The organism is Vibrio sp. Vb1755 (assembly GCF_033338635.1).
Taxonomy (GTDB): domain Bacteria; phylum Pseudomonadota; class Gammaproteobacteria; order Enterobacterales; family Vibrionaceae; genus Vibrio; species Vibrio alginolyticus.
This window is the reverse complement of record NZ_JAWOTA010000015.1, coordinates 26,108-50,907: the sequence shown is the minus strand read 5'-3', so window position 1 is coordinate 50,907 and position 24,800 is coordinate 26,108. Positions and strand designations below refer to the sequence as shown.

Below are 24,800 nucleotides of genomic sequence, written 5' to 3'. Positions count from 1 at the left end.
CGAATAAACGGTAAGCATAATCAAGTCACTCGAATCACACAACGGCTGCAATCAAGAATAGTGAAGCCGAAGAGCAATTACACATAAATCAGGCACAGAGCATGGCACGCATCTTTCAACCGAAAAAGAAAACCCAACTCAATACTCGGCACCAAGCAGTGCAAGTAGAGCGTTTAGATCACCACGGCGCAGGCATTGCTTACCTCAAAAAGAAGCCATTGTTTATCGATGGAGCACTGCCGGGTGAGGAGGTGGTCACTCAATTGGTGGAAGAAAAGAGCAAATACGCTCGCGGTAAGTTGATTAAAATCCTTAAGCCGAGTGAAGCTCGTGTGGAGCCATTTTGCCCACATTATCATGAGTGCGGTGGTTGTGATTTGCAGCACTTAGATTATGACCAACAATTGACGTACAAACAGCAAACGTTGCGTCAGCTAATGCGAAAATTTTCAGGCAGTGACATTGAACTAGATGCCCCGTTATTGGGAGATTCGCAGGCCTACCGTCGCCGTGCGAGAGTGAGCTTGTTTGTTGATAAAAAAAACCGTCAGCTACATTTTGGTTTCCGTAAAAAGCAGAGTAAGCAAATTGCGCAAGTAACCGATTGCCCAGTGCTGGCACCGGAACTGAATGTTTTGCTGCCAGAGATTTACTCAGCCCTAAAAGCGTTCAAAAAGCCTGAACAATTGGGTCATGTAGAGCTGGTACTTGGTGATAATGGGCCGTGTATTACGCTGCGCCACTTGAGCGCTCTGACAACGAGTGAAACTCAATCTCTAACGGAGTTGGCAAAACGTCATGGCGCATCGTTGTACTTAATGCCATCGACAGAACAATTAGACCTTATCGAAGGCGATATGCCTTTTTATCAAGAAGTTGGAGTGAAAATCCCTTTTGCACCAAATAACTTTATTCAAGTAAACCAAGGTGTAAACCAACAAATGGTCAAACAAGCGGTTGAGTGGTTAGACCCACAAAAGAGTGACCGAGTGTTAGATTTGTTCTGTGGTTTAGGCAACTTTAGTTTACCAGTTGCGAAATTAGCTAAGTACGTGGTTGGAGTAGAGGGTGTTGCAGAGATGGTAGAAAAAGCCACAAACAATGCATCTTTGAACCAAATCAATAACGCGCAATTTTATCACGCTAACCTTGAGCAAGATTTTGAAGGCCAAGCCTGGGCCGCAGAGCGGTTTGATAAAGTATTATTAGACCCGGCACGCGCGGGAGCGAGTGGGATCATCGATCAAGTTTCTGAGCTTGGCGCACAGCGTGTAGTTTATGTTTCTTGTAATCCTGCTACCCTTGCTAGGGATAGTCAAAGCTTGATAGAGCAAGGCTATAAATTAACTAAATTAGGTATGCTGGATATGTTCCCTCATACCAGTCATCTAGAATCGATGGCATTGTTTGAAAAGTCCTAACTTTAGGACTTTGACCCCTTATTTGTGGTGGGTGGTCATAAAGCCAGCGTGTACGCGCGGTAAAAAGAACTAACCTGGACGGTGTTAGTCAAACCACACGAATATAATAATTAGGATGATGAGATGGTTGCGGTAAGAAGCGCGCATTTAAACCAAGATGAACAGTTTGAACTCGAAAACTGGGTGGCTAGCCTAGGACAAGAGAAAAACACAGCCTCACGCTTAATCGAAGTATATCGAGATTGCCAGACGGTATTAGCTGATAACGAGCAAGCGGAGCTGTTGTTGTGGCGTGGACGAGAAATGATCGAAATTTTGATCACCTTGTCTATGGATCAAGCCACTTTAGTGGCTGCTCAACTGTTTCCTTTGGTTTCAAGTGGTGCTTTTAACAGAGAAATTCTGGAAGAGAAATACAGCAAAGAAATCATAAAATTAATCGACGGCGTTGAAGAAATGGCTGCTATTGGCCAACTCAACGTCAACATGGAAGGCAGTGCAGCGTCATCTCAGGTAGATAACGTACGCCGCATGCTGCTTGCCATGGTGGATGACTTCCGCTGCGTGGTTATCAAGCTTGCGGAGCGAATTTGTAACCTTATTGAAGTTAAAAAAGCGCCTGATGAAGTTCGACGTGCGGCGGCAAAAGAGTGTGCCAACATCTATGCGCCGCTAGCAAACCGATTAGGCATCGGTCAGCTGAAATGGGAAATTGAAGATTACGCTTTCCGCTACCAACAGCCGGAAACTTACAAACAAATTGCCAAGCAGCTTTCTGAGCGACGCATCGTTCGTGAACAGTACATCAAAGACTTTGTTGAAGACCTCACGCACGAAATGGAAGTGTCGGGCATCAATGCCGAAGTGAGTGGTCGACCTAAGCACATCTACAGCATTTGGCGAAAAATGCAGAAGAAGAGTTTGGCATTCGATGAGCTATTTGATGTTCGAGCAGTACGTATCATCGCAGACAAACTGCAAGACTGTTACGCGGCTTTGGGTGTAGTTCACACCAAATACAAGCACCTACCGAGCGAGTTTGATGACTACGTTGCTAACCCTAAACCAAACGGTTATCAATCGATCCATACCGTAATTCTAGGGCCAGAAGGCAAAACCATCGAGATCCAGATTCGTACCAAGCAAATGCATGAAGAGTCGGAGCTGGGTGTTGCCGCGCACTGGAAATATAAAGAAGGGGCAAGCAGCCGAAGCGGTTATGATGAGAAGATCACGTGGCTGCGTAAGCTACTGGATTGGCAAGAAGAAATGTCTGACTCTGGCGAAATGCTCGATGAGCTGCGTAGCCAAGTCTTTGATGACCGTGTTTATGCCTTTACACCACGTGGTGATGTTGTCGATTTGCCAATGGGGGCAACGCCGCTAGATTTTGCCTATCACATTCACTCCGAAGTGGGACACCGTTGTATCGGTGCCAAAGTCGGAGGTCGTATTGTGCCATTCACGCATAAATTACATATGGGTGACCAAGTCGAGATTATCACTCAGAAAGAACCTAACCCATCACGTGACTGGTTAAACCCATCATTAGGCTTCGTTCATTCTGGTCGTGCGCGTGCCAAAATTAACGCCTGGTTCCGAAAACAAAGCCGTGAGAAGAACCTTGAAGCAGGTCGTGAAATCCTTGAGCATGAGTTAGCCAAAATTGGCGCAACGTTAAAAGATGCAGAGCATTACGCCCTCAAGCGGTTTAACGTCAAAACACCAGATGAATTGTATGTTGGTGTAGGTAGCGGTGATTTGCGTATCAACCAAATAATTAACCATATCAACGCGTTAGTTAACAAGCCAACGGCAGAGGAAGAAGATCAACAAGCACTGGAAAAACTGCAAGAAGCTGAGCATAAATCACCCGCGCAAAGCCGACCGAAAAAAGACGCAGTTGTAGTAGAAGGCGTCGATAACCTAATGACACATCTAGCACGTTGCTGTCAGCCAATTCCAGGTGACGATATCTCTGGTTACATAACGCAAGGTCGTGGGATTTCAGTACACCGTAGTGACTGTGAACAGCTAGAAGAACTGCGCCATCATGCGCCAGAGCGCATCATCGATACAGTCTGGGGCAGCGGCTTTGTGGGGTCATACATCCTCACCGTGCGTGTTGAAGCGATGGAGCGAGGTGGTCTACTCAAAGACATTACGACACTGTTCGCCAACGAAAAGATCAAAGTGACCAGTATGAAGAACCGAGTCGACTACAGACGTCAACTTGCCATCATGGACTTTGACCTAGAAGTCACCAATATTGAGGTGCTTTCGCGGGTTTCGAAACGTGTGGAACAGATCAAGGATGTCATGACGGTGAAACGCCTCGGCTAAAACTCTCGTCATAGTTATCGTTGTAGCGTTGTTGACTGCACGCACTCGCTCCATCACATGGTGAACCATGCTCAGGAGTCTCGTTTGTTTGTCGCCTAGCTACAACTTCAACTATTTACAGAGTTACACTTGCGTCATATTTGGCTTTTTATCTGCGTTAGCTGCACTTATTCCGACGTGCCGGCTCAGGGGCATCACATAGTAGGCTATGCTCAGGAGTCGCGAAAACTTGTTGCCTTGTCAAAGTAACAATTACTTAGTGAAAGCTGCTGAGAAAATATAATGTAGAAGGTGAGTGGTTTTGGCTGCTCACCTTTTTCTTTAATAGAAAGGTTTAAAGGAACAAAAAATGAGTCATCCAATTGAACAGTTAGAACAAATCATGGCGAAGCTGCGTGACCCCGAAAACGGTTGCCCTTGGGACTTAAAACAAACCTTTGACACCATCGTTCCGCATACAATAGAAGAAACCTACGAGGTGGTGGACGCGATTCAAAATCGAGATTGGCCCAATCTAAAAGAAGAGCTAGGGGATTTGTTGTTTCAGGTGATTTTTTACAGTCAGCTAGCGAAAGAGCAAGAGCTGTTCGACTTTTCGGATGTCGTCGAAACCGTGAACGAAAAACTGACTCGTCGCCACCCGCATGTTTTTTCAGATGTTGAGTTTGAATCTGACGAGGAAATTAACGCGAACTGGGAAGCGGAAAAAGCAAAAGAAAAAGCCCTAGTAGGCAAAGCGGAAGAAAGTATCCTAGACTCAATACCAAACTCTTTACCGGCACTTTCTCGTGCTACAAAAATTCAGAAAAAATGTGCAAAATTTGGGTTTGATTGGGATTCACTTGGCCCGGTTGTCGATAAAGTACGAGAAGAAATTGACGAAGTCATGGAAGAGGCACTGCAAGTTCAGCCCGATGAAGAGAAAGTTGAGTTGGAACTCGGTGATTTGCTATTTGCGACTGTCAATTTGGCTCGCCACCTTGATAAAAACCCAGAAGTCGCGCTAGGAAAAGCAAACGTAAAGTTTGCGCGACGTTTTAAACAAGTTGAAGGCAAGGTTCAGCAGTCAGGCAAAGTACTTACAGATTGTTCTTTATCAGAACTTGACCATTTTTGGGATGAAGTAAAACAAGAAGAATCGAGGCAGAGGTAAACTGGCAGAATACATAATATAAGGTCAGCTTGTTTGGTTACACGAAAACGGACTTTGGTTTGTCTTTGCTCACTTTGATTTGAAGCAAAAAATAAAAAATTACGGTGTGATAGATTTCACGTTGTGGCGGTAAGGAGCTTCTGGTATATTTATCTCCCGTCCAGAAGCACTCCATTTCCCTCATTCAACCAATTTCAGGTTAAACATGACGACAAATTACATTTTTGTTACTGGCGGGGTTGTATCCTCTCTAGGTAAAGGTATTGCAGCAGCATCTCTTGCGGCTATTCTAGAAGCTCGTGGTCTTAAAGTGACTATGATGAAGCTTGACCCTTACATCAACGTTGACCCGGGCACAATGAGCCCTACTCAGCACGGTGAAGTGTTCGTTACAGAAGATGGCGCAGAGACTGACCTTGACCTTGGTCACTACGAGCGTTTCATCCGTACCAAGATGACCAAGCGTAACAACTTCACTGCAGGTCGTGTTTATGCCGACGTACTTCGTAAAGAACGTCGTGGTGACTACCTAGGCGCAACTATTCAAGTTATCCCTCATATCACTAACGCAATCAAAGATCGCGTTATTGCAGGTTCTGAAGGCCATGATGTGGCTATTGTTGAAGTTGGCGGTACTGTTGGTGATATCGAATCACTACCATTTATGGAAGCGATTCGTCAGCTAGCTGTTGAGCTAGGCCGTGAGCGCGCAATGTTCATGCACCTAACACTTGTTCCTTACCTAGCGGCAGCGGGCGAAGTGAAAACTAAGCCGACGCAACACTCTGTAAAAGAACTTCTATCTATCGGTATTCAGCCAGACATCCTAGTTTGCCGTAGCGATCGCGTTATTCCTGCGAATGAGCGTAAAAAAATCGCACTGTTCTGTAATGTTCCAGAAAAAGCAGTAATTTCAATGAAGGATGTAGACTCTATCTACAAGATCCCTCAGTTGATTAAATCTCAAGGGCTAGATGACCTTGTGTGTGCTCGCTTTGGTATTACTGCTCCTGAAGCAGACCTTTCTGAATGGGAACAGGTTATCTACGAAGAAGCAAATCCTACTGGTGAAGTAACCATCGGTATGGTTGGTAAATACATTGAATTACCAGATGCATACAAATCTGTGAACGAAGCGCTTAAACACGCTGGCTTGAAAAACCGTCTAAGCGTCACAATTAAGTATGTAGACTCACAAGATATCGAAACAAAAGGCGTTGAACTTCTAGAAGGTTTGGACGCAATCCTAGTACCAGGTGGCTTCGGCGATCGTGGTATTGAAGGCAAGATCCGTGCGGCTCAATATGCACGTGAAAATAACGTGCCTTACCTAGGTATTTGTTTGGGTATGCAAGTTGCACTAATCGAATACGCGCGTAACGTTGCGGGTATGGAAGGTGCACATTCAACAGAATTTAACAAAGAGACTAAGTACCCTGTGGTAGGTTTGATCACAGAGTGGGTAGACGAATCAGGTAGCGTAGAAGAGCGTACTGAAAAGTCTGACCTAGGCGGTACGATGCGTCTTGGTTCACAGCTGTGTCACCTAGAGAAAGGGACTAAAGCTCGTGAACTGTACGGTAGCGCGACGATCCATGAACGTCACCGTCACCGTTACGAAGTGAATAACGTGCTTCGTCCGCAAATCGAAAAAGCAGGCCTAAAAGTATCAGGTCTATCTGCGGACAAGAAGTTAGTGGAAATGATTGAGAACCCAGCTCACCCATGGTTTGTAGCGGCTCAGTTCCACCCAGAATTCACCTCGACTCCTCGCGATGGACATCCATTGTTTGCAGGTTTTGTTAAGGCTGCGGGCCAAAACGCACGCGGCGAATTCGAGAAGTAAAAGGATACGGGCGGCGGCGAAGGTTGTGCTGCTGCCCTTTAAGATTGACATTTATATTTGAAACGAGAGGAAACATTAATGTCTAAGATCGTTAAAGTTCTAGGTCGTGAAATCATCGACTCACGTGGTAACCCAACTGTAGAAGCTGAAGTACACCTAGAAGGCGGTTTCGTAGGTATGGCGGCAGCTCCATCTGGCGCATCTACTGGTTCTCGCGAAGCTCTTGAGCTACGTGACGGTGACAAAGCACGTTTCCTAGGTAAAGGTGTTCTTAAAGCAGTTGAAGCTGTAAACGGCCCAATCGCTGAAGCTCTAGTTGGCAAAGACGCTAAAGACCAAGCTGCAATCGACGCAGTAATGATCGAACTAGACGGCACTGAAAACAAATCTAAATTCGGTGCTAACGCTATCCTAGCGGTTTCTCTAGCAAACGCTAAAGCTGCTGCTGCTGCGAAAGGCATGCCTCTATACGAGCACATCGCTGAGCTAAACGGTACAGCTGGTCAGTTCTCTATGCCTCTACCAATGATGAACATCATCAACGGTGGTGAGCACGCAGACAACAACGTTGACATCCAAGAGTTCATGATCCAACCAGTTGGCGCTAAGACTCTTAAAGAAGGTCTACGTATCGGTGCAGAAGTATTCCACAACCTAGCTAAAGTTCTTAAGTCTAAAGGCTACAGCACTGCAGTTGGTGATGAAGGTGGTTTCGCTCCTAACCTTAAATCTAACGCTGAAGCTCTAGAAGTTATCGCAGAAGCTGTTGCAGCTGCTGGTTACGAACTAGGTAAAGACGTAACTCTAGCTATGGACTGTGCTGCATCTGAGTTCTTCGACAAAGAAGCTGGCATCTACAACATGAAAGGCGAAGGTAAAACTTTCACTTCTGAAGAGTTCAACCACTACCTAGCTGAGCTAGCTAACCAATTCCCAATCGTTTCTATCGAAGACGGTCTAGACGAGTCTGACTGGGATGGCTTCAAGCACCAAACAGAACTACTAGGTGACAAGCTTCAACTAGTAGGTGACGATCTATTCGTTACTAACACTAAGATCCTTGCTGAAGGTATCGAGAAAGGCGTAGCTAACTCTATCCTTATCAAGTTCAACCAAATCGGTTCTCTAACTGAGACTCTAGCTGCAATCAAGATGGCTAAAGACGCAGGTTACACAGCAGTAATCTCTCACCGTTCTGGCGAAACTGAAGATGCAACTATCGCTGACCTAGCGGTAGGTACAGCAGCAGGTCAAATCAAAACTGGTTCTATGAGCCGTTCTGACCGTGTTGCTAAGTACAACCAGCTAATCCGTATCGAGGAAGCTCTAGGTGAGCGCGCTCCTTTCAACGGTCTTAAAGAAGTTAAAGGTCAAGCTTAATTCTTCACTGAATTAGCAGCTTAACTTAAAGCTTTTAAAACACCCTGCTTTGGCGGGGTGTTTTTTTATATAACGGAAGCGCTAAGTGAGCGCGCTCCTCCATGTTTCAAGGAAGCGGTCTTAAAGAAGTTAAAGATCAAGCTTAATTCTTACTGAGTAAAGTTTCGCTAAATAGCTTTTTGAAACCCTCGCTACGGCGGTTTTTTTGTATTTATAGGTTTGTATTTTTGGCTCTTACTTTGGTCATGGGTAAGGTTCGCTTCCCATGAGCTTGTTTCATTTTGCTGCTTATTTCTTGTAAGGAGCGTGTGAGTCTCCCTTTCTCCCCTAGAGGCAACCTCGCATTTATGCTATATATGTCACCTTATCTAATTCCTTCCGGTACAGAATGTTAGCAGCGATATGCGAATCTTTGTTATAGCCCTTACGCTACTGTTTGGCTTGCTTCAATACACTCTATGGTTTGGTAAAAACGGAGTGTCTGACTACTACACAGTAAAAGATGAAATTGAAGTTCAGCAACAAGTGAACAGCAAGCTACAAGCTCGCAACAATGAAATGTTCGCTGAGATTGATGATTTAAGGCAAGGTCTTGATGCGATTGAAGAACGTGCGCGTCATGAGCTCGGTTTAGTTAAAGATGGCGAGACTTTTTACCGCATTATAGGTGAGGAAAACCATTAAAATGTTGGATATGAACTCATCGCATATCGCAATTGTGCCTGCTGCTGGTGTGGGTAGCAGAATGAAGGCAGATCGCCCTAAGCAATATTTATTGATCGAAGGTAAGGCGGTACTGGAACATACCGTAGAGAAACTGCTTTCTCACCCAAATATTTCTAAGGTGGTCGTTGCCATTACTGACGGCGACCCATATTACCCAGAATTGTCCATTGCTAAGCACCCAGATGTGATTCGTGTAGCTGGTGGTAAAGAAAGAGCAGACTCTGTGTTATCAGGGCTAAACTATGTCAATGAGCATCTGGAAAGCGAGTGGGTGTTAGTCCACGATGCTGCAAGGCCATGTGTATTAACATCCGACATTGACCGTTTGATTGATGTTTGCTGCGCCCGCTCAACGGGTGGCATTCTCGCATCTCCTGTGAGAGATACAATGAAGCGAGCAAACGCAGTACAAGATATCGAACATACGGTAGATAGAGAAGCATTGTGGCATGCACTTACTCCACAAATGTTTAAAACTCAGCAGCTTACTCAAGCACTGGCTGACGCATTAGAACAGGGTGTAACTATTACTGATGAAGCCTCGGCTTTGGAGTGGTTAGGCGAGAAGCCAGCCTTAGTTCAAGGGAATGCGAACAATATAAAAATCACTCAGCCAGAAGACCTTGCGTTAGCCGAGTTTTATCTAAGCCGTGAGCGCGGCGAATAAAGAAAGGATAGAAAATGATTCGAATTGGTCATGGTTTCGATGTACATAAATTCGGTGGTGAAGGCCCTGTCATTATTGGTGGTGTAGCAATCCCTTATGAGCAAGGTTTGATTGCACACTCAGACGGCGATGTAGCGTTGCATGCGTTAACGGATGCTCTGTTGGGCGCGATTGCTGCCGGCGATATTGGTCGTCATTTCCCAGATACGGATGATAAATGGAAAGGCGCAAACAGTCGTGAACTACTGAAAGACGTTTACCGTCGAGTCAAAGAGCAAGGCTACCGTCTTGGCAATGCTGATGTAACCATCATGGCACAAGCGCCTAAAATGGCACCACACATTGACGCAATGTGTGCGGCGATTGCCGAAGACCTAGAAACCGATATTAGTAACATTAACGTAAAAGCGACGACGACAGAACGTCTCGGTTTTACTGGACGCAAAGAAGGCATTGCAACGGAAGCCGTTGTACTTCTGTTTAAGCAATAACTAGCAATTTGCTCCTCTAAGCTGTGATATCAGCGGAAACACATCATGTCAGACATTTTATCTTCATTGGCTTACCTAACAGGTAAGCCAATTGCATCGGCAAAAATCAAAGCGCAGCCAGAGCATTTTCAGGTTCGCGAAGATTTAGGTTTTGCCTTTACGGGCGAAGGCGAGCACTTAATGGTTCGTATCCGTAAAACGGGCGAGAACACCAGCTTCGTTGCTAACGAGTTAGCAAAAGCCTGTGGTGTTAAGTCGAAAGACGTTAGCTGGGCGGGTCTTAAAGACCGTCATGCGGTGACGGAACAGTGGTTAAGTGTCCATTTACCGAAAGGTGAAACGCCAGATTTTTCAGCGTTTTTGGCTCAATACCCAAGTATCGAAATCCTTGCAACAGATCGTCACAATAAAAAACTGCGTCCTGGTGACCTAGTAGGGAACGAGTTCGTGGTTACTTTGTCTGAAGTGACAGATATAGCGGATGTAGAGCAACGTCTTGAAAAAGTGAAACAAGTTGGCGTGCCAAACTACTTTGGTAGTCAGCGTTTTGGTAACGATGGTAACAACCTTGAAGAAGCACGTCGATGGGGACGCGAAAACGTTCGTACCCGCAATCAAAACAAGCGCAGCATGTATTTATCAGCGGCTCGTTCGTGGATTTTCAACCGCATCGTTTCAGCTCGTCTAGAGAATGGTGTGTTTGATAAGTTCATTGATGGTGACATTGCACAGACGAATTCTGGCACTCAGTTGATTGATGCAAACAACATCACTGATTTGCAAGTGCAATTTGCACAAGGTGAAGCGGCAATTACCGCTGCGCTTGCTGGCGATAATGCACTGCCTACTCAAGCCGAGGCTCTGGCATTAGAGCAACCGTTTTTAGACGAAGAGCCTGACCTCATGGCGCTGATTCGTGGTAATCGCATGCGCCACGATCGTCGCGATATTGCGCTGAAGCCAAAAGATTTAGCTTGGACGGTTGAAGGTAACAACATTACGCTGACTTTCTCACTGGATGCGGGATCTTTTGCGACCTCTATTGTTCGTGAGTTAGTTAATGAGGTTGAAGTAGAAAGAGAATACTAATGGAACAGGATTCACGAAACCCGAAGCCCTTAAGAGTCTTAATCAGCAATGATGATGGTGTTCATGCACAAGGGATTCATGCCCTCGCTGATGAGTTGAGAGATATCGCCGAAGTGACCATTGTCGCACCTGATCGAAATCGTTCAGGTGCTTCGAATTCACTCACATTAGAACAACCATTACGCGTGACTGAAATTGCCCCAAATATCTACTCAGTGCAAGGCACGCCCACGGATTGTGTGCATTTCGCGCTGAATGAGCTAATGAAAGATGATTTGCCTGATCTTGTTCTGTCAGGAATCAACCATGGCGCTAATTTGGGTGATGATGTTCTTTATTCTGGAACAGTAGCAGCCGCCATGGAAGGTCATTTCCTTGGCGTTCAGTCGGTGGCTTTTTCACTAGTGGGTAAGCGACATTTCGAATCCGCCGCTAAAATTGCACGTCAAATTGTACAACAGCATTTAGCGTCGCCGATTCCAACGAATCGTCTACTGAACGTAAACGTGCCTGACTTACCATCAGAGAATTTAGGTGAAATTGAAGTTACGCGTTTAGGTGCACGTCATCACGCAGAGAATATGATCAAGCAGAAAGATCCGAGAGGCCATGACATTTATTGGTTAGGGCCACCAGGAAAGGAGCAAGATGCAGGAGAGGGCACGGACTTTTATGCAATTGAGCATGGCCGAGTTTCAATGACGCCTCTGCAAGTTGATCTCACCGCTCACGAGTCGCTGCGTGCTATGGATAGTTGGTTAAAGGAAGAGAAGTAATGAGTAACCCACATGCTGACAGGTTGATAGCGTTTCTTATCTCCAGTGGCATCAAAGACCAAAGAGTTCTGGATGCTATCCAACGCTTGCCACGAGAAAGCTTTGTTTCTCAAGCGATGATGCACCAAGCCTATGATAACAATGCGTTACCAATTGGTCAGGGACAAACTATTTCTCAGCCTTATATCGTTGCTCGTATGACCGAGTTGCTTGAGCTAGAATCGGCGAGTCGTGTTCTGGAAATCGGAACGGGATCGGGTTATCAAACTGCGGTACTGGCGCAAATTGTTGATCATGTATACTCCGTTGAGCGAATTAAATCGTTGCAATGGGAAGCAAAGCGTCGCCTGAAGCAATTGGATATTTACAATGTTTCAACTAAGCATGCTGATGGGTGGCAGGGCTGGGAAGCGAGAGGTCCTTTCGATGCTATCATTGTTACCGCTGCCGCTGAAGTGATTCCCCAAGCTCTTCTCTCACAATTAAGAGATGGCGGCAAAATGGTCATTCCTGTTGGAGATACGGAACAACAGTTATTAAAAATAGAGCGTAAGGGAGACGAATATCTCTCTACCGTTGTAGAAATGGTTCGGTTCGTACCTCTGGTTGCGGGTGATTTAGCTTAAGGGTTAGGGATAGGTGAATAAGTTACTACGTCATATTGGTATTAGCTTTGTGTTTGCTGCAGGACTAGTTGGTTGTGCAGCGCATTCCCCTGCACCTGTCTCTAGCCTAAAAAAAGACTATTCAAGCCTTGAAAGAGGGAGTTACAGAGGGAGTTATTATGAGGTAAAAAAAGGCGATACACTTTACTTCATAGCTTATGTCACAGATAAAGATGTAAATGATCTTGTTCGTTACAATGAGTTAACTCAGCCTTACACTATCTACCCAGGACAGAGGCTAAAACTTTGGGCTCCGAAATATGTCGCCCCTAAATATGGTCAAAAAGTTGAACCCGTTGTGGCTCCTGTTGTTACGACACCCCCAGCTCCAGTGACGAAAACATCAACAGCCTCTAAACCTAAACCTTCGAGTAAAAACTCTAGTCAAAAACCTACAGAGACTAAGCCTAAAGTCGTACAAAAACAGCCTCCAAAGAAGGTTGAACAATCGAAAACAAAGGAGTATGTTGGTTCAAAAGACAACCAAAAAGTGAAGCAAAAATCGCCAACTACCACAGTAAAGAGTGATAAAGTCTCAAAGTGGTTGTGGCCAACAAAAGGGAGAGTAATCAAGAACTTTTCGGCGGGAGAACAGGGAAATAAAGGTATCGACATCGCAGGACAGCGTGGTCAACCTATCGTTTCAACCGCAGCCGGCACAGTCGTTTATTCAGGCAATGCGCTACGAGGTTATGGCAACTTAATTATAGTAAAGCATAACGACAATTATTTAAGCGCATACGCACATAATGACAAACTGCTGGTCACAGAAGGACAAAGCGTAAAAAGCGGACAAAAAATCGCCACCATGGGTAGTTCAGGTGCAAAGTCGGTCAAACTACACTTTGAAATTCGCTATCAAGGTAAATCAGTGAATCCAAAACGCTATTTGCCTTAAAACTTTGAAAAACAACTTGCGACATCATTTAGCGACATATTGAGTTGTCATGTCTTGCTAACTCGCCAGGGGGAGGCGTTATGAGTATCAGCAACACAGTAACCAAAGTTGAAGAGTTTGCATTTGACAATGCGTCAGTGAAGACCATTGATAACGAACTCGAAAGATCATCATCCACAGAAAGCAAAGCGACTGCGCGTGAAGAATTTGACGCGAGCAGTAAAAGCTTAGATGCAACTCAGTTGTATTTGGGCGAAATTGGCTTCTCACCTTTACTTACTGCCGAAGAAGAAGTGCTTTACGCAAGACGCGCCCTACGTGGCGACGAAGCGGCACGCAAACGTATGATCGAAAGTAACCTACGTTTGGTTGTTAAGATTTCTCGTCGATACAGTAACCGTGGTCTAGCACTACTCGATCTGATTGAAGAAGGTAACCTCGGCTTGATCCGAGCGGTCGAAAAATTCGACCCAGAACGTGGTTTCCGTTTCTCTACTTACGCAACATGGTGGATCCGACAAACGATAGAGCGAGCGTTGATGAACCAAACTCGCACGATCCGTCTACCTATCCACGTAGTGAAAGAGCTGAACATTTATCTGCGTACTGCGCGTGAACTTTCTCAAAAGCTCGATCACGAACCGACCGCAGAAGAAATTGCTGCTCAATTAGATATTCCAGTCGAAGACGTAAGCAAAATGTTACGCCTTAATGAGCGTATTAGCTCTGTCGACACGCCAATCGGTGGTGACGGTGAGAAAGCGCTGCTGGATATTATTCCTGATGCAAACAACTCTGATCCAGAAGTTTCGACTCAAGATGACGACATCAAATCATCGTTGATTCATTGGTTAGAAGAGTTGAATCCGAAACAGAAAGAAGTGCTTGCACGTCGCTTCGGCCTACTAGGCTACGAGCCTTCGACGCTGGAAGAAGTTGGTCGAGAGATTGGTCTGACACGTGAGCGAGTACGTCAAATACAAGTGGAAGGTTTACGTCGTCTTCGTGAAGTCCTAATCAAACAAGGTTTGAATATGGAAAACTTGTTTAACGTAGAAGACGATTAAGTAATCCGTATTTCACTAGATACACAAAAGGCTATGGTTCCCCATAGCCTTTTTTCTTTTTTGCTCGTCGGTGTGAGTCTGTTTACAGCATCTTCTTCAAGCGATACAGCTCTTCAAGAGCTTGGCGTGGCGTTAAGTCGTCAGGATCAATACCTGACAGAGCTTGTTCGACCTCGCTAGGCTCTGGAATCAGGCTCAACTGGTTAGCCACATCTACTGCACTTGGACGCGGTGTGTCACTGTTTTGCCCCAGTTGCTCTAGCTGAGATAGCTTGTTACGCGCATTTTTGATGACCGTTTTTGGTACGCCAGCTAAGCCCGCAACAGCCAAGCCGTAAGACTTACTTGCCGCACCTTCTTGAACTGCGTGCATAAAGGCAATGCTGTCTCCATGCTCTACGGCATCCAAGTGAACGTTCGCTAAGTTTGGCAGTTGGTTCGGTAACTCTGTTAATTCGAAGTAGTGAGTTGCAAATAGGGTCATCGCACCAATTTGTGTTGCGAGCCATTCCGCACTTGCCCAAGCTAAAGACAGACCGTCGTAAGTACTAGTACCGCGTCCGATTTCATCCATTAGCACCAAACTGTTCTTAGTTGCGTTGTGAAGAATATTGGCTGTTTCGGTCATTTCTACCATGAAGGTCGAGCGGCCAGATGCAAGATCATCTGATGCACCAATACGAGTAAATATACGATCTAAAGAACCAATCTGTGCGGATTCTGCCGGTACATAAGAGCCGATATGTGCCATCAATGCAATCAGCGCAGTTTGACGCATGTAGGTTGATTTACCACCCATGTTTGGACCGGTGATGATCAACATCTTACGGGCTGGGTTAAGCTCAATTGGGTTCGCGATGAACGGCTCTGTTGTTACTTGTTCTACGACTGGATGACGGCCAGCTTGAATGTGAATTCCTGCGTCTTTCACAAGCGTTGGGCGGCAGTAATCTAACGAATCTGCACGCTCTGCAAGGTTTTGTAATACATCTAGTTGAGACAGAGCAGAAGCTAGGTTTTGCAGCTTCTCAAGGTTTGGCATCAATAGATCAAACAGTTCTTCCCACAACTGTTTCTCAAGTGCTAACGCTTTAGATTTCGAGTTAAGTACTTTGTCTTCGTGTTCCTTAAGCTCTGGGATGATGTAGCGTTCAGCGTTTTTGAGTGTTTGGCGACGTACATAATGCGGTGGAACCAAATGGCTCTGGCCACGGCTCACTTGGATAAAGAAGCCATGAACGTTGTTATAGCCTACTTTAAGCGTATCGATACCGTGTCGTTCACGCTCATCTCGCTCAAGCTGCTCAAGATATTCTGTTGCACCGTCTGCCAATTTTCGCCATTCATCGAGCTCCGCATTGTAGCCTTCAGCGATGACGCCACCATCACGAATAACAACCGGCGGATTTTCTTTAATCGCGCGTTCTAACAGGTCACATACTTCGTCAATCGGAGCTGCATACTTCGCCAATTTCGTTAGGTACGGATGGGTCAAAGAAGCGGTGACAGATTCTAGCTCTGGTAGCTGTTGCATGGCATTGCGAAGTCTAGCCATATCGCGAGGGCGAGCAGAGCGTAATGCAAGGCGCGCTAAGATACGTTCAATATCACCAATTTGCTTTAACGTTGGTTGAAGATCGGCAAACAGAGCTTGTTCTTTAATCTCACCAATTGCATCAAGACGATTGTTTAACGTTTCAATGCAACGCATAGGCTGATGCAACCAACGCTTCAGCATTCGGCTGCCCATCGGAGTTGCACAATGGTCGAGTACTGCAGCTAGCGTGTTATCGGTTCCGCCTGCTAGATTTTGAGTAATTTCCAGATTACGTCGGGTAGCAGCATCAAGGATGACGGATTGATCCTGATGATCAAACGTTAAAGAGCGAATATGAGGTAAAGCCGTACGTTGAGTATCTTTTACGTACTGGATCAAACAACCAGCAGCACATAACCCTAAGGACGCATGTTCTACACCAAAACCAACCAGATCTTTTGTGCCAAATTGTTGATTGAGTTGTTGCTTAGCCGTATCAAGCTCAAACTCCCAGACTGGGCGACGACGGTTACCATTGCGGCTCGCCATTAAATGTACAGGTTCAAAATCTTCTGGGAACAGTAGCTCACGTGGTGCGGTACGTTGAAGCTCGGCTGTCATCGCTTCTTCAGTTTCTGGTTCTGTCAGTTGGAAGCGACCAGAGGTGACATCCAGCGTCGCATAACCGAACTTACCGTTGTGATGGTAAATTGCTGCGATTAAGTTATCGACACGCTCAGAAAGCAGCGCCTCATCCGTCACAGTACCTGGTGTAACGATACGCACAACTTTACGTTCTACTGGGCCCTTGCTGGTGGCCGGATCGCCAATCTGTTCACAGATCGCCACAGACTCACCAAGCTGAACAAGTTTTGCCAGGTAGCCCTCTACGGCGTGAAATGGCACACCCGCCATTGGGATAGGTTCACCTGCAGACGCACCACGTTTGGTCAATGAAATATCAAGAAGCTGAGAAGCTCGCTTGGCATCATCGTAAAAGAGTTCGTAGAAATCGCCCATGCGGTAGAACAGCAAAATCTCTGGGTTCTCAGCTTTTAGCTTGAGGTATTGCTGCATCATCGGAGTGTGTTTTTGTTCAGCTTTCACAGGTAAGTTCTTTTGTTTATTTCCGTAGCGGCTTAGGATACGTGAATCCCTATCAAGTAAAAAGAGACAAAGGGCATTTTGGCTATGGAAAAAACAACAAAATTGAGTGCCGATTTAGGCGCATTATTGGCTAAACACGGGCATCTTTTAACGACCGCAGAATCATGCACTGGTGGTGGTGTTGCAACCGCCATTACTGACATTGCTGGTAGTTCAGCGTGGCTTGACCGTGCGTTTGTCACCTACAGTAATGAAGCGAAAATGGAGATGCTTGGTGTGCAAGCTTCAACGTTAGAAGCGCATGGTGCAGTGAGTGAGCCAGTTGTGATTGAAATGGTACAGGGTGCAATGAAAAACTCCAATGCGACCATCGGTGTGTCCATCAGTGGTATTGCAGGGCCGGGGGGTGGCAGTGAAGAGAAACCAGTCGGCATGGTCTGCTTTGCTTTTGCTGATAACCAAAGTTGGCAGCAAGTCGAAACCATGCATTTTACTGGTGACCGTGCAGAAGTTCGCAAAAAAGCGGTCGAGCATGCGCTGACTCAATTGTATCAACATCTACTCTAGAATTTCTTAAATTGTTTTAGCCCAGCATTGATAAGGGCTAGAGCAAATCACGACTTTAGGTCAGCCAAATTTTTTTCATACAGGTATGGACACTGTATGAATCAACAGTATAATAACTTTCATTGCTGAGCAGTTCTTCTGCTTAAGAAAAATGAATTACTATTCGTCGCCCAAAGAAGATGAATAAATCGGAGAAAGTAATGGACGAGAACAAACAGAAAGCGCTCGCCGCTGCGCTAGGTCAAATTGAAAAGCAATTCGGTAAAGGCTCTATCATGCGCCTTGGTGATAACCGCGCAATGGACGTAGAAACCATCTCAACGGGTTCTCTTTCTCTTGATATCGCTTTGGGTGCTGGTGGTCTACCAATGGGTCGTATCGTAGAAATCTACGGCCCAGAATCTTCAGGTAAAACAACATTAACGCTTGAGCTTATTGCTGCTGCGCAACGTGAAGGCAAAACTTGTGCGTTTATCGATGCAGAGCACGCTCTAGATCCTGTATACGCGAAGAAACTTGGCGTAGATATCGATGCATTGCTAGTTTCTCAGCCAGACACAGGTGAGCAAGCGCTAGAGATCTGTGACGCACTTGCACGTTCTGGTGCTATCGATGTTATGGTTGTCGACTCTGTTGCAGCGCTAACACCGAAAGCAGAAATCGAAGGCGAAATGGGCGATAGCCACATGGGTCTGCAAGCACGTATGCTTTCTCAAGCAATGCGTAAGCTAACGGGTAACCTAAAGCAGTCTAACTGTATGTGTATCTTCATCAACCAAATCCGTATGAAGATTGGTGTGATGTTTGGTAACCCAGAAACAACAACAGGTGGTAACGCACTTAAGTTCTACGCTTCTGTTCGTCTAGATATCCGTCGTACTGGCGCAATCAAAGAAGGTGACGAAGTCGTAGGTAACGAAACGCGCATCAAAGTTGTTAAGAATAAGATTGCAGCACCATTTAAAGAAGCAAACACACAAATCATGTACGGCCAAGGCTTTAACCGCGAAGGTGAACTTGTCGATCTAGGTGTGAAGCACAAGTTAGTTGAAAAAGCCGGTGCTTGGTATAGCTACAATGGCGATAAGATTGGTCAAGGTAAAGCGAATGCATGTAACTACCTGCGTGAGCACCCTGAAGTGGCTAAAACTATCGATACAAAACTGCGTGAAATGTTGCTAGCGCCAGCACTTGCGGAAGCGCCTGAAGCTGGTGAAGCGCCAGAGCAAGCTGAAGAGTTTTAATCTCTCATAGATTAATAAATGACAAAGCCCTGCAATGCGGGGCTTTGTTGTATCTATTGAAATCAAAAATCGAATTATCACAAAGGCCATTGAGAGCCTGTACAGCAAAAATACTTTTAGGATCATCATGTACCAAAAACGCCAGGCGCCAACATTATCGAGCAAAGAGGCTGCTATACAATTGCTTAGCCGTCGCGATCATGGTCAGTATGAGCTTTACCAAAAATTATCGATGAAGGGCTATGAAGAATCAGACATCGACATCGCAATTAATTTTTGCCTAGACCATAACTATTTAGATGATTTACGTTACGCGAAGAGTCAAATTAGACAGCATGTATACAAAGGACATGGAGAGCGTCGAATTCGTCAAGAGTTAAACCAGAAGCGTGTTGCGGAATCGGTGATTGAGCAAGCTATGGCTGAAGAGCCGCAAGATTGGTTTGAACTGGCTAAACAGGCGGCAGAAAAGAAATTCAAAGGTATTAAAGCCAAAGACCAAAAAGAGTACGCAAAACAAGTTCGTTTTCTGCAGTATCGCGGCTACAGTTTTGACCAAATCAGCTACGCGCTGAACTTTGAGGACGAAGATTAACGGTCAGTCGTCCGCACTGATTTTTGTTTTGCTTCAAATTTTTTCTCCTACTCCCTCTTTTCCTCAAGAAAACTAGTCTCAGCTGTTTGCATGATCTACAATACGGCAAAATTCTAACTCGACTATTTTCAGGAAGAGCTGCATGTACATGAGCACTGATGAGGTTCGTAACGCGTTCCTCAAGTTCTTTGAGAGCAAAGGACACCAAATCGTAGAAAGTTCATCGTTAGTTCCACATAACGACCCAACCCTGCTGTTCACAAACGCAGGTATGAACCAATTTAAAGATTGTTTCTTAGGCTTAGAAAAACGAGCCTACACTCGAGCGACTACGGCTCAGCGTTGCGTACGTGCTGGTGGTAAACATAACGACCTAGAAAATGTTGGCTTTACTGCTCGTCACCACACATTCTTTGAAATGTTAGGCAACTTCAGCTTTGGCGATTACTTCAAAGAAGATGCGATCTCCTTTGCTTGGGAATTCCTAACCGAAGTTCTTAAACTGCCAGCGGATCGTTTATTGGTAACTGTTTACGAAACCGATGACGAAGCGTTTGACATCTGGAACAAGAAAGTTGGCGTACCCGCTGATCGTATTGTTCGCATTGGTGATAAAGAAGGCGGCAAGCCGTACGAGTCTGATAACTTCTGGCAAATGGGCGACACTGGCCCTTGTGGTCCATGTACTGAAATCTTCTACGATCACGGTGAGCACATCTGGGGTGGCCGTCCTGGCACGCCTGAAGAAGATGGTGACCGTTTCATCGAGATCTGGAACAACGTATTCATGCAGTTCAACCGTCACGCAGACGGCACTATGGAACCGCTACCAAAACCATCGGTAGATACTGGTATGGGTATCGAGCGTATCTCTGCAATCATGCAGGGCGTTCACTCAAACTACGAAATCGATGTATTCCAAGCTCTTATCAAAGCAGCAGCAGAAGTGATCGGTTACGAAGACCTATCAAACCAATCACTACGCGTTATCGCTGACCACATCCGTTCATGTTCATTCCTGATCGTGGATGGTGTTATGCCTTCAAACGAAGGTCGAGGTTACGTATTACGCCGTATCATCCGTCGTGCAGTTCGTCACGGTAACAAGCTGGGCGCACAAGGTGCATTCTTCCACAAGTTGGTTGGCGTTCTAGCTGACATCATGGGTACGGCTGGTGAAGAGCTGAAGCGTCAACAAGCTGTGGTTGAAAAAGTACTGCGTATCGAAGAAGAAAACTTTGGTCGTACACTTGAGCGCGGTATGGCGATTCTAAACGAAGCACTAGATAACCTAGACGGTAAAGTACTAGACGGCGAAACCGTATTTAAACTTTACGATACTTACGGCTTCCCAGCTGACTTAACTAACGACGTAGCACGTGAGCGTGAGTTCGCAATCGACGAAGAAGGTTTCGAGAAAGCGATGGAAGCGCAGCGTCAACGTGCGCGTGAAGCGGGTAACTTCGGTACTGACTATAACGCAGCAATCAAAGTTGATACGCAAACAGAATTCTGTGGTTACACAGGTACTAAAGGCTCTAGTTCTGTAGCAGCGATGTTCGTTGAAGGCAACGAAGTAGATTCGCTATCTGCGGGCGACAAAGCAATCATCGTACTTGGTGAAACACCATTCTACGCAGAGTCAGGCGGTCAGTGTGGTGACGCTGGTGAAATCCGTACTGAGTCTGGTGTATTCCGCGTTGAGGACACTCAAAAACTAGGTAACGCAATCGCGCACCACGGTGTAATGGCAGAAGGCGTTCTAGCGAAAGGTGATGAAGTAGCAACTATCGTTGACGCAGAGCGTCGCGCAGCTATCTCTCTAAACCACTCAGCAACGCACTTGCTACACGCAGCACTACGCCAAGTTTTAGGTGAGCACGTAACGCAGAAAGGCTCATTGGTGAAGGCAGACAACCTACGTTTCGACTTCTCACACCTAGAAGCCGTAACTGCAGCAGAACTGAAAGAAGTTGAGCGTCTAGTTAACGCGCAAATTCGTCGCAACCACACGATTGAAACCAACGTGATGGACATTGAGTCTGCTAAGAAGAAAGGCGCAATGGCACTGTTTGGTGAGAAGTACGATGACGAAGTACGCGTACTGTCTATGGGTGACTTCTCGACAGAGCTTTGCGGTGGTATTCACGCATCAAGCACAGGTGATATTGGCCTATTCAAAATCACTTCAGAAAGCGGCATTGCTGCAGGTATTCGACGTATTGAGGCGGTAACAGGCGAGGCTGCATTAGACGCGATTGAAGCTCAAAACGCGAAGTACGAAGAGAAACTGGCAGAATCTGCACAGAAAGCAAAAGCGCTAGAGAAAGAAGTGCAGAAGCTAAAAGATAAGATGGCGGCAGCAGAAAGCGCTAACATCATGGGCAAAGCGGTTGAAGTCAATGGTACAAAAGTTCTAGTCGCAGCTCTTGAAGGCGCTGACAGCAAGAACCTACGTACTATGGTTGATGACATTAAGAACCAAATGGGGTCTGGTGTCGTACTGCTTGCTAACGTAACAGGTGACAAGGTTGGCCTGATTGCTGGTGTGACTAAAGATCTAACTGGTAAAGTAAAAGCTGGTGATCTAGTTAAGATGATTGCTGAGCAAGTCGGTGGTAAGGGCGGTGGTCGTCCTGACATGGCTCAAGCTGGTGGTACTGATGTAGCCGCACTACCAGAGGCAATTAAAACAGTTCAGCCTTGGTTAGAAGAGCGCTTATAAGCTTTTAACTACTAAAATTACGCTCAATCAAGTTTCTTTGATTGAGCGTAATTTTTTTTAGCAGCCAAGTGGTTTAATTGACTAAAAGTTAACCGAGTCATTTAGGCTATTTGGTTTTTGTTGTAACTACTGCTTATATAATTTTTCTAAAAGGAAATACTGACGATGTAAGCAGTTCTAAAGAGACTTCGGTCTTGGGAAGGTGAAGACTGGTGAAAAAGCCCCTTATCGTGCAAAAGTTTGGCGGAACCTCTGTGGGTTCAATTGAAAGAATCCACCAAGTTGCTGAACACATCATTAAGGCGAAAAATGATGGCAATCAAGTTGTTGTTGTCGTGTCTGCAATGTCAGGCGAAACAAACAGACTGATGGACCTCGCTAAACAGATAGATAGCGTGCCTACAGCTCGAGAACTTGATGTTTTGCTCTCTGCTGGTGAGCAAGTGTCAATGGCACTGTTAGCAATGACACTCAATAAATTGGGTCATGCTGCACGCTCGCTTACCGGAGCACAGGCGAATATTGTGACGGATAATCAACACAATGACGCAACGATTAAACACATTGATACTAAGACAATTCTGGGATTGCTTGAGCAAGACCAAATCGTGATTGTTGCAGGCTTTCAAGGTGTGAATGAGAACGGGGATATCACCACATTAGGTCGAGGTGGCTCAGATACGAGCGCAGTGGCACTGGCAGGCGCATTGCGCGCTGATGAGTGTCAAATCTTTACCGACGTTGATGGTATTTATACTTGTGACCCACGTGTAGTGAAAAACGCGCGAAAATTGGCGGTTATCGATTTTCCTTCCATGGAAGCGATGGCAAGCCGAGGCGCGAAAGTATTACATTTACCTTCAGTGCAATTTGCATGGAAGAATAATGTGCCACTGCGCGTGCTTTCGACATTTGATGTTAATGAAGGCAGTCTGGTAAAGGGGGAGTTAGGCAATCAAGCCGTCTCTGGTATAGCCATTCAACGTGACCTTGCCATAATCGAAGTCGATAAAGAACATTTATCTAGTGCTACAAAACAATGTCAGATGTTGGGTATCGACATTTGGAATGTGATCGAGGAAACAGAACGGGCAGGTATCATGATAAAACAAGATGCATGTGCCAAGTTCGATCTGGTGTTCAGCGACAAAATCCGTAATAGTGAAGTGGTAAGCCTGTTGACCGCAGTGGGGCTTGAGGCCAATGGAATGGTAGAGCACGCATGCGATTTGTTGGCAAAGCGAGATATTGAGATCAATTTCAGCGCAACGAATGCACTCACTATGATGCTAGTTTTAGCACCCGAATGTGTGGATACAGCAGCAAACATTCTGCATGATGCTTACATTACGTCTAGTGAAGCATTAAACATTCAACAAAAACATGCCTTTTTAGGCTGATTTTCGCTAACAAGGTAGTTTACGAAAATATAACTTTTGTTGGATAATAGCTTTGTAGCAAGAAAATTTAGAGATTACTCAAGGAGCAAAGAATGCTAATTTTGACTCGCCGCGTAGGCGAAACACTGATGATTGGTGATGAAGTGACTGTAACTGTACTAGGTGTTAAAGGTAACCAAGTGCGTATCGGCGTTAACGCTCCGAAAGAGGTTTCAGTTCACCGTGAAGAAATCTACATGCGCATTCAAGCTGAAAAAGGCAATGGCAACGTTGCTTCAGGTAACTACTAAGTCGCTCCTGTTTACAGAGCTTAGTTTGAATGAAAAAGGCTAACCGAAGGGTTGGCCTTTTTAGTTTTTACTGTTTTTGAAAATTTGCAGAAACTATTGTGTTGAGTATGGCTGTGAATTCATCAATAATGTTGATTCGAACTTCAGAAAGTTATTTGAAAATAAATGTCTTTTTTTCAGAGAAGACTCTCTTTTTTTCATCATAATAGAGTGATAAAGTTCGTTTAATAGTCACTTTGATTAAATCAGCAACGGTTAAGCCAGTTTCGTAGATTTTTTCAAAGAAAGTGTTTGACATATTTTCGGTAAAACGTAATATGTGCCTCCGCAAGACGGTGAGGTGGCCGAGAGGCTGAAGGCGCTCCCCTGCTAAGGGAGTATACGGTTTATCCCGTATCGAGGGTTCGAATCCCTCCTTCACCGCCATTCTTGCAACGTTGATTTATCAACAAAAAGTGCGTCCTTAGCTCAGCTGGATAGAGTACCTGGCTACGAACCAGGCGGTCGGAGGTTCGAATCCTCCAGGACGCGCCATATCTCTTTTGAGATATAACAATGAAAACGGTGAGGTGGCCGAGAGGCTGAAGGCGCTCCCCTGCTAAGGGAGTATACGGTTTATCCCGTATCGAGGGTTCGAATCCCTCCTTCACCGCCATTCATTGACTGGCCCGATGGCCTTTTTTTTGTTTCGTAAGAAATGAATGTGATTTACTTCACAACTTCTTAGCAAGAAGATCTGCGCGTCCTTAGCTCAGCTGGATAGAGTACCTGGCTACGAACCAGGCGGTCGGAGGTTCGAATCCTCCAGGACGC

General features: G+C 45.5%; 20 protein-coding genes and 4 tRNA genes. 23 read left to right on the top strand and 1 reads right to left on the bottom strand.

The genetic code is table 11. The features are described from left to right. Nucleotides 1-101: 101 nt before the first annotated feature. The 13 genes from rlmD to rpoS all read left to right on the top strand — a co-directional run bounded on the left by rlmD (nucleotide 102) and on the right by rpoS (nucleotide 14,522). A complete protein-coding gene (gene rlmD / locus R7E00_RS14255) occupies nucleotides 102-1,421 on the top strand; it encodes a 23S rRNA (uracil(1939)-C(5))-methyltransferase RlmD (protein WP_053306774.1) in 1,320 nt (439 codons plus the stop codon). Between the two features lie 123 nt (nucleotides 1,422-1,544). Continuing rightward, a complete protein-coding gene (gene relA, locus R7E00_RS14250; RefSeq protein ID WP_005380915.1) occupies nucleotides 1,545-3,764 on the top strand; it encodes a GTP diphosphokinase in 2,220 nt (739 codons plus the stop codon). A 349-nt stretch (nucleotides 3,765-4,113) separates the two neighbouring features. Further along, nucleotides 4,114-4,917 (top strand): nucleoside triphosphate pyrophosphohydrolase, encoded by an 804-nt coding sequence (mazG, locus tag R7E00_RS14245; RefSeq protein ID WP_005383780.1) that lies wholly within the window; start codon nucleotides 4,114-4,116, stop codon nucleotides 4,915-4,917. Nucleotides 4,918-5,122: 205 nt separating this feature from the next. Beyond that, a complete protein-coding gene (locus R7E00_RS14240) occupies nucleotides 5,123-6,763 on the top strand; it encodes a CTP synthase (RefSeq protein WP_021034029.1) in 1,641 nt (546 codons plus the stop codon). Between the two features lie 78 nt (nucleotides 6,764-6,841). Beyond that, nucleotides 6,842-8,143, top strand: coding sequence for a phosphopyruvate hydratase (gene eno / locus R7E00_RS14235; RefSeq protein ID WP_005383785.1), 1,302 nt, complete (start codon nucleotides 6,842-6,844; stop codon nucleotides 8,141-8,143). Between the two features lie 402 nt (nucleotides 8,144-8,545). Then, a complete protein-coding gene (gene ftsB, locus R7E00_RS14230; RefSeq protein ID WP_005380907.1) occupies nucleotides 8,546-8,827 on the top strand; it encodes a cell division protein FtsB in 282 nt (93 codons plus the stop codon). A 1-nt stretch (nucleotide 8,828) separates the two neighbouring features. Further along, entirely contained in the window at nucleotides 8,829-9,536 is a 708-nt protein-coding gene (ispD, locus tag R7E00_RS14225) for a 2-C-methyl-D-erythritol 4-phosphate cytidylyltransferase (protein WP_213908003.1), read from the top strand. A 14-nt stretch (nucleotides 9,537-9,550) separates the two neighbouring features. Continuing rightward, a complete protein-coding gene (gene ispF / locus R7E00_RS14220; RefSeq protein ID WP_005380896.1) occupies nucleotides 9,551-10,027 on the top strand; it encodes a 2-C-methyl-D-erythritol 2,4-cyclodiphosphate synthase in 477 nt (158 codons plus the stop codon). A gap of 45 nt (nucleotides 10,028-10,072) precedes the next feature. Next, nucleotides 10,073-11,116, top strand: a complete 1,044-nt coding sequence (truD, locus tag R7E00_RS14215) for a tRNA pseudouridine(13) synthase TruD (RefSeq protein WP_213908002.1) — start codon at nucleotides 10,073-10,075, stop codon at nucleotides 11,114-11,116. Continuing rightward, complete coding sequence (gene surE, locus R7E00_RS14210; RefSeq protein ID WP_005380894.1) at nucleotides 11,116-11,892, top strand: 5'/3'-nucleotidase SurE; 777 nt, start codon at nucleotides 11,116-11,118, stop codon at nucleotides 11,890-11,892. Before truD ends, surE begins: the two co-directional genes overlap by 1 nt. Beyond that, nucleotides 11,892-12,518 carry a protein-L-isoaspartate(D-aspartate) O-methyltransferase gene (locus tag R7E00_RS14205; RefSeq protein WP_033907436.1) on the top strand — a complete coding sequence of 209 codons (627 nt, stop codon included), beginning with the start codon at nucleotides 11,892-11,894 and terminating at the stop codon, nucleotides 12,516-12,518. The genes surE and R7E00_RS14205 overlap by 1 nt, the downstream gene beginning before the upstream one ends. A 13-nt stretch (nucleotides 12,519-12,531) precedes the next feature. Continuing rightward, nucleotides 12,532-13,455 (top strand): peptidoglycan DD-metalloendopeptidase family protein, encoded by a 924-nt coding sequence (locus R7E00_RS14200; RefSeq protein ID WP_033907434.1) that lies wholly within the window; start codon nucleotides 12,532-12,534, stop codon nucleotides 13,453-13,455. Between the two features lie 80 nt (nucleotides 13,456-13,535). Next, a complete protein-coding gene (gene rpoS / locus R7E00_RS14195; RefSeq protein ID WP_005380887.1) occupies nucleotides 13,536-14,522 on the top strand; it encodes an RNA polymerase sigma factor RpoS in 987 nt (328 codons plus the stop codon). An 82-nt stretch (nucleotides 14,523-14,604) separates the two neighbouring features. On the opposite strand, the gene mutS is transcribed toward rpoS, so the two are convergent. Then, complete coding sequence (gene mutS / locus R7E00_RS14190; RefSeq protein ID WP_033907432.1) at nucleotides 14,605-17,166, bottom strand: DNA mismatch repair protein MutS; 2,562 nt, start codon at nucleotides 17,164-17,166, stop codon at nucleotides 14,605-14,607. Between the two features lie 84 nt (nucleotides 17,167-17,250). On the opposite strand from mutS, the gene pncC reads away from it, so the two are divergent. The 10 genes from pncC (at nucleotide 17,251) to R7E00_RS14140 (ending at nucleotide 24,800) form a co-directional block, all read left to right on the top strand. Continuing rightward, nucleotides 17,251-17,733: a nicotinamide-nucleotide amidase gene (gene pncC, locus R7E00_RS14185; protein WP_005380875.1), complete on the top strand. Its 483-nt coding sequence runs from the start codon at nucleotides 17,251-17,253 to the stop codon at nucleotides 17,731-17,733. A 200-nt stretch (nucleotides 17,734-17,933) separates the two neighbouring features. Then, nucleotides 17,934-18,977, top strand: a complete 1,044-nt coding sequence (gene recA / locus R7E00_RS14180; protein WP_005380874.1) for a recombinase RecA — start codon at nucleotides 17,934-17,936, stop codon at nucleotides 18,975-18,977. 127 nt (nucleotides 18,978-19,104) lie between these two features. After that, on the top strand, nucleotides 19,105-19,572 hold the full coding sequence (gene recX, locus R7E00_RS14175) for a recombination regulator RecX (protein ID WP_005383799.1): 468 nt from the start codon (nucleotides 19,105-19,107) through the stop codon (nucleotides 19,570-19,572). Between the two features lie 142 nt (nucleotides 19,573-19,714). Next, entirely contained in the window at nucleotides 19,715-22,297 is a 2,583-nt protein-coding gene (alaS, locus tag R7E00_RS14170; protein WP_053306770.1) for an alanine--tRNA ligase, read from the top strand. 212 nt (nucleotides 22,298-22,509) lie between these two features. Beyond that, on the top strand, nucleotides 22,510-23,697 hold the full coding sequence (locus R7E00_RS14165; RefSeq protein ID WP_005383803.1) for an aspartate kinase: 1,188 nt from the start codon (nucleotides 22,510-22,512) through the stop codon (nucleotides 23,695-23,697). Between the two features lie 92 nt (nucleotides 23,698-23,789). Beyond that, complete coding sequence (gene csrA, locus R7E00_RS14160) at nucleotides 23,790-23,987, top strand: carbon storage regulator CsrA (RefSeq protein ID WP_004415691.1); 198 nt, start codon at nucleotides 23,790-23,792, stop codon at nucleotides 23,985-23,987. 334 nt (nucleotides 23,988-24,321) lie between these two features. Next, nucleotides 24,322-24,413, top strand: a tRNA-Ser gene (locus R7E00_RS14155). Between the two features lie 31 nt (nucleotides 24,414-24,444). After that, nucleotides 24,445-24,521 (top strand) — tRNA-Arg (locus R7E00_RS14150). A gap of 29 nt (nucleotides 24,522-24,550) precedes the next feature. Then, nucleotides 24,551-24,642 (top strand) — tRNA-Ser (locus R7E00_RS14145). An 85-nt stretch (nucleotides 24,643-24,727) separates the two neighbouring features. Continuing rightward, a tRNA-Arg gene (locus R7E00_RS14140) sits at nucleotides 24,728-24,800 on the top strand.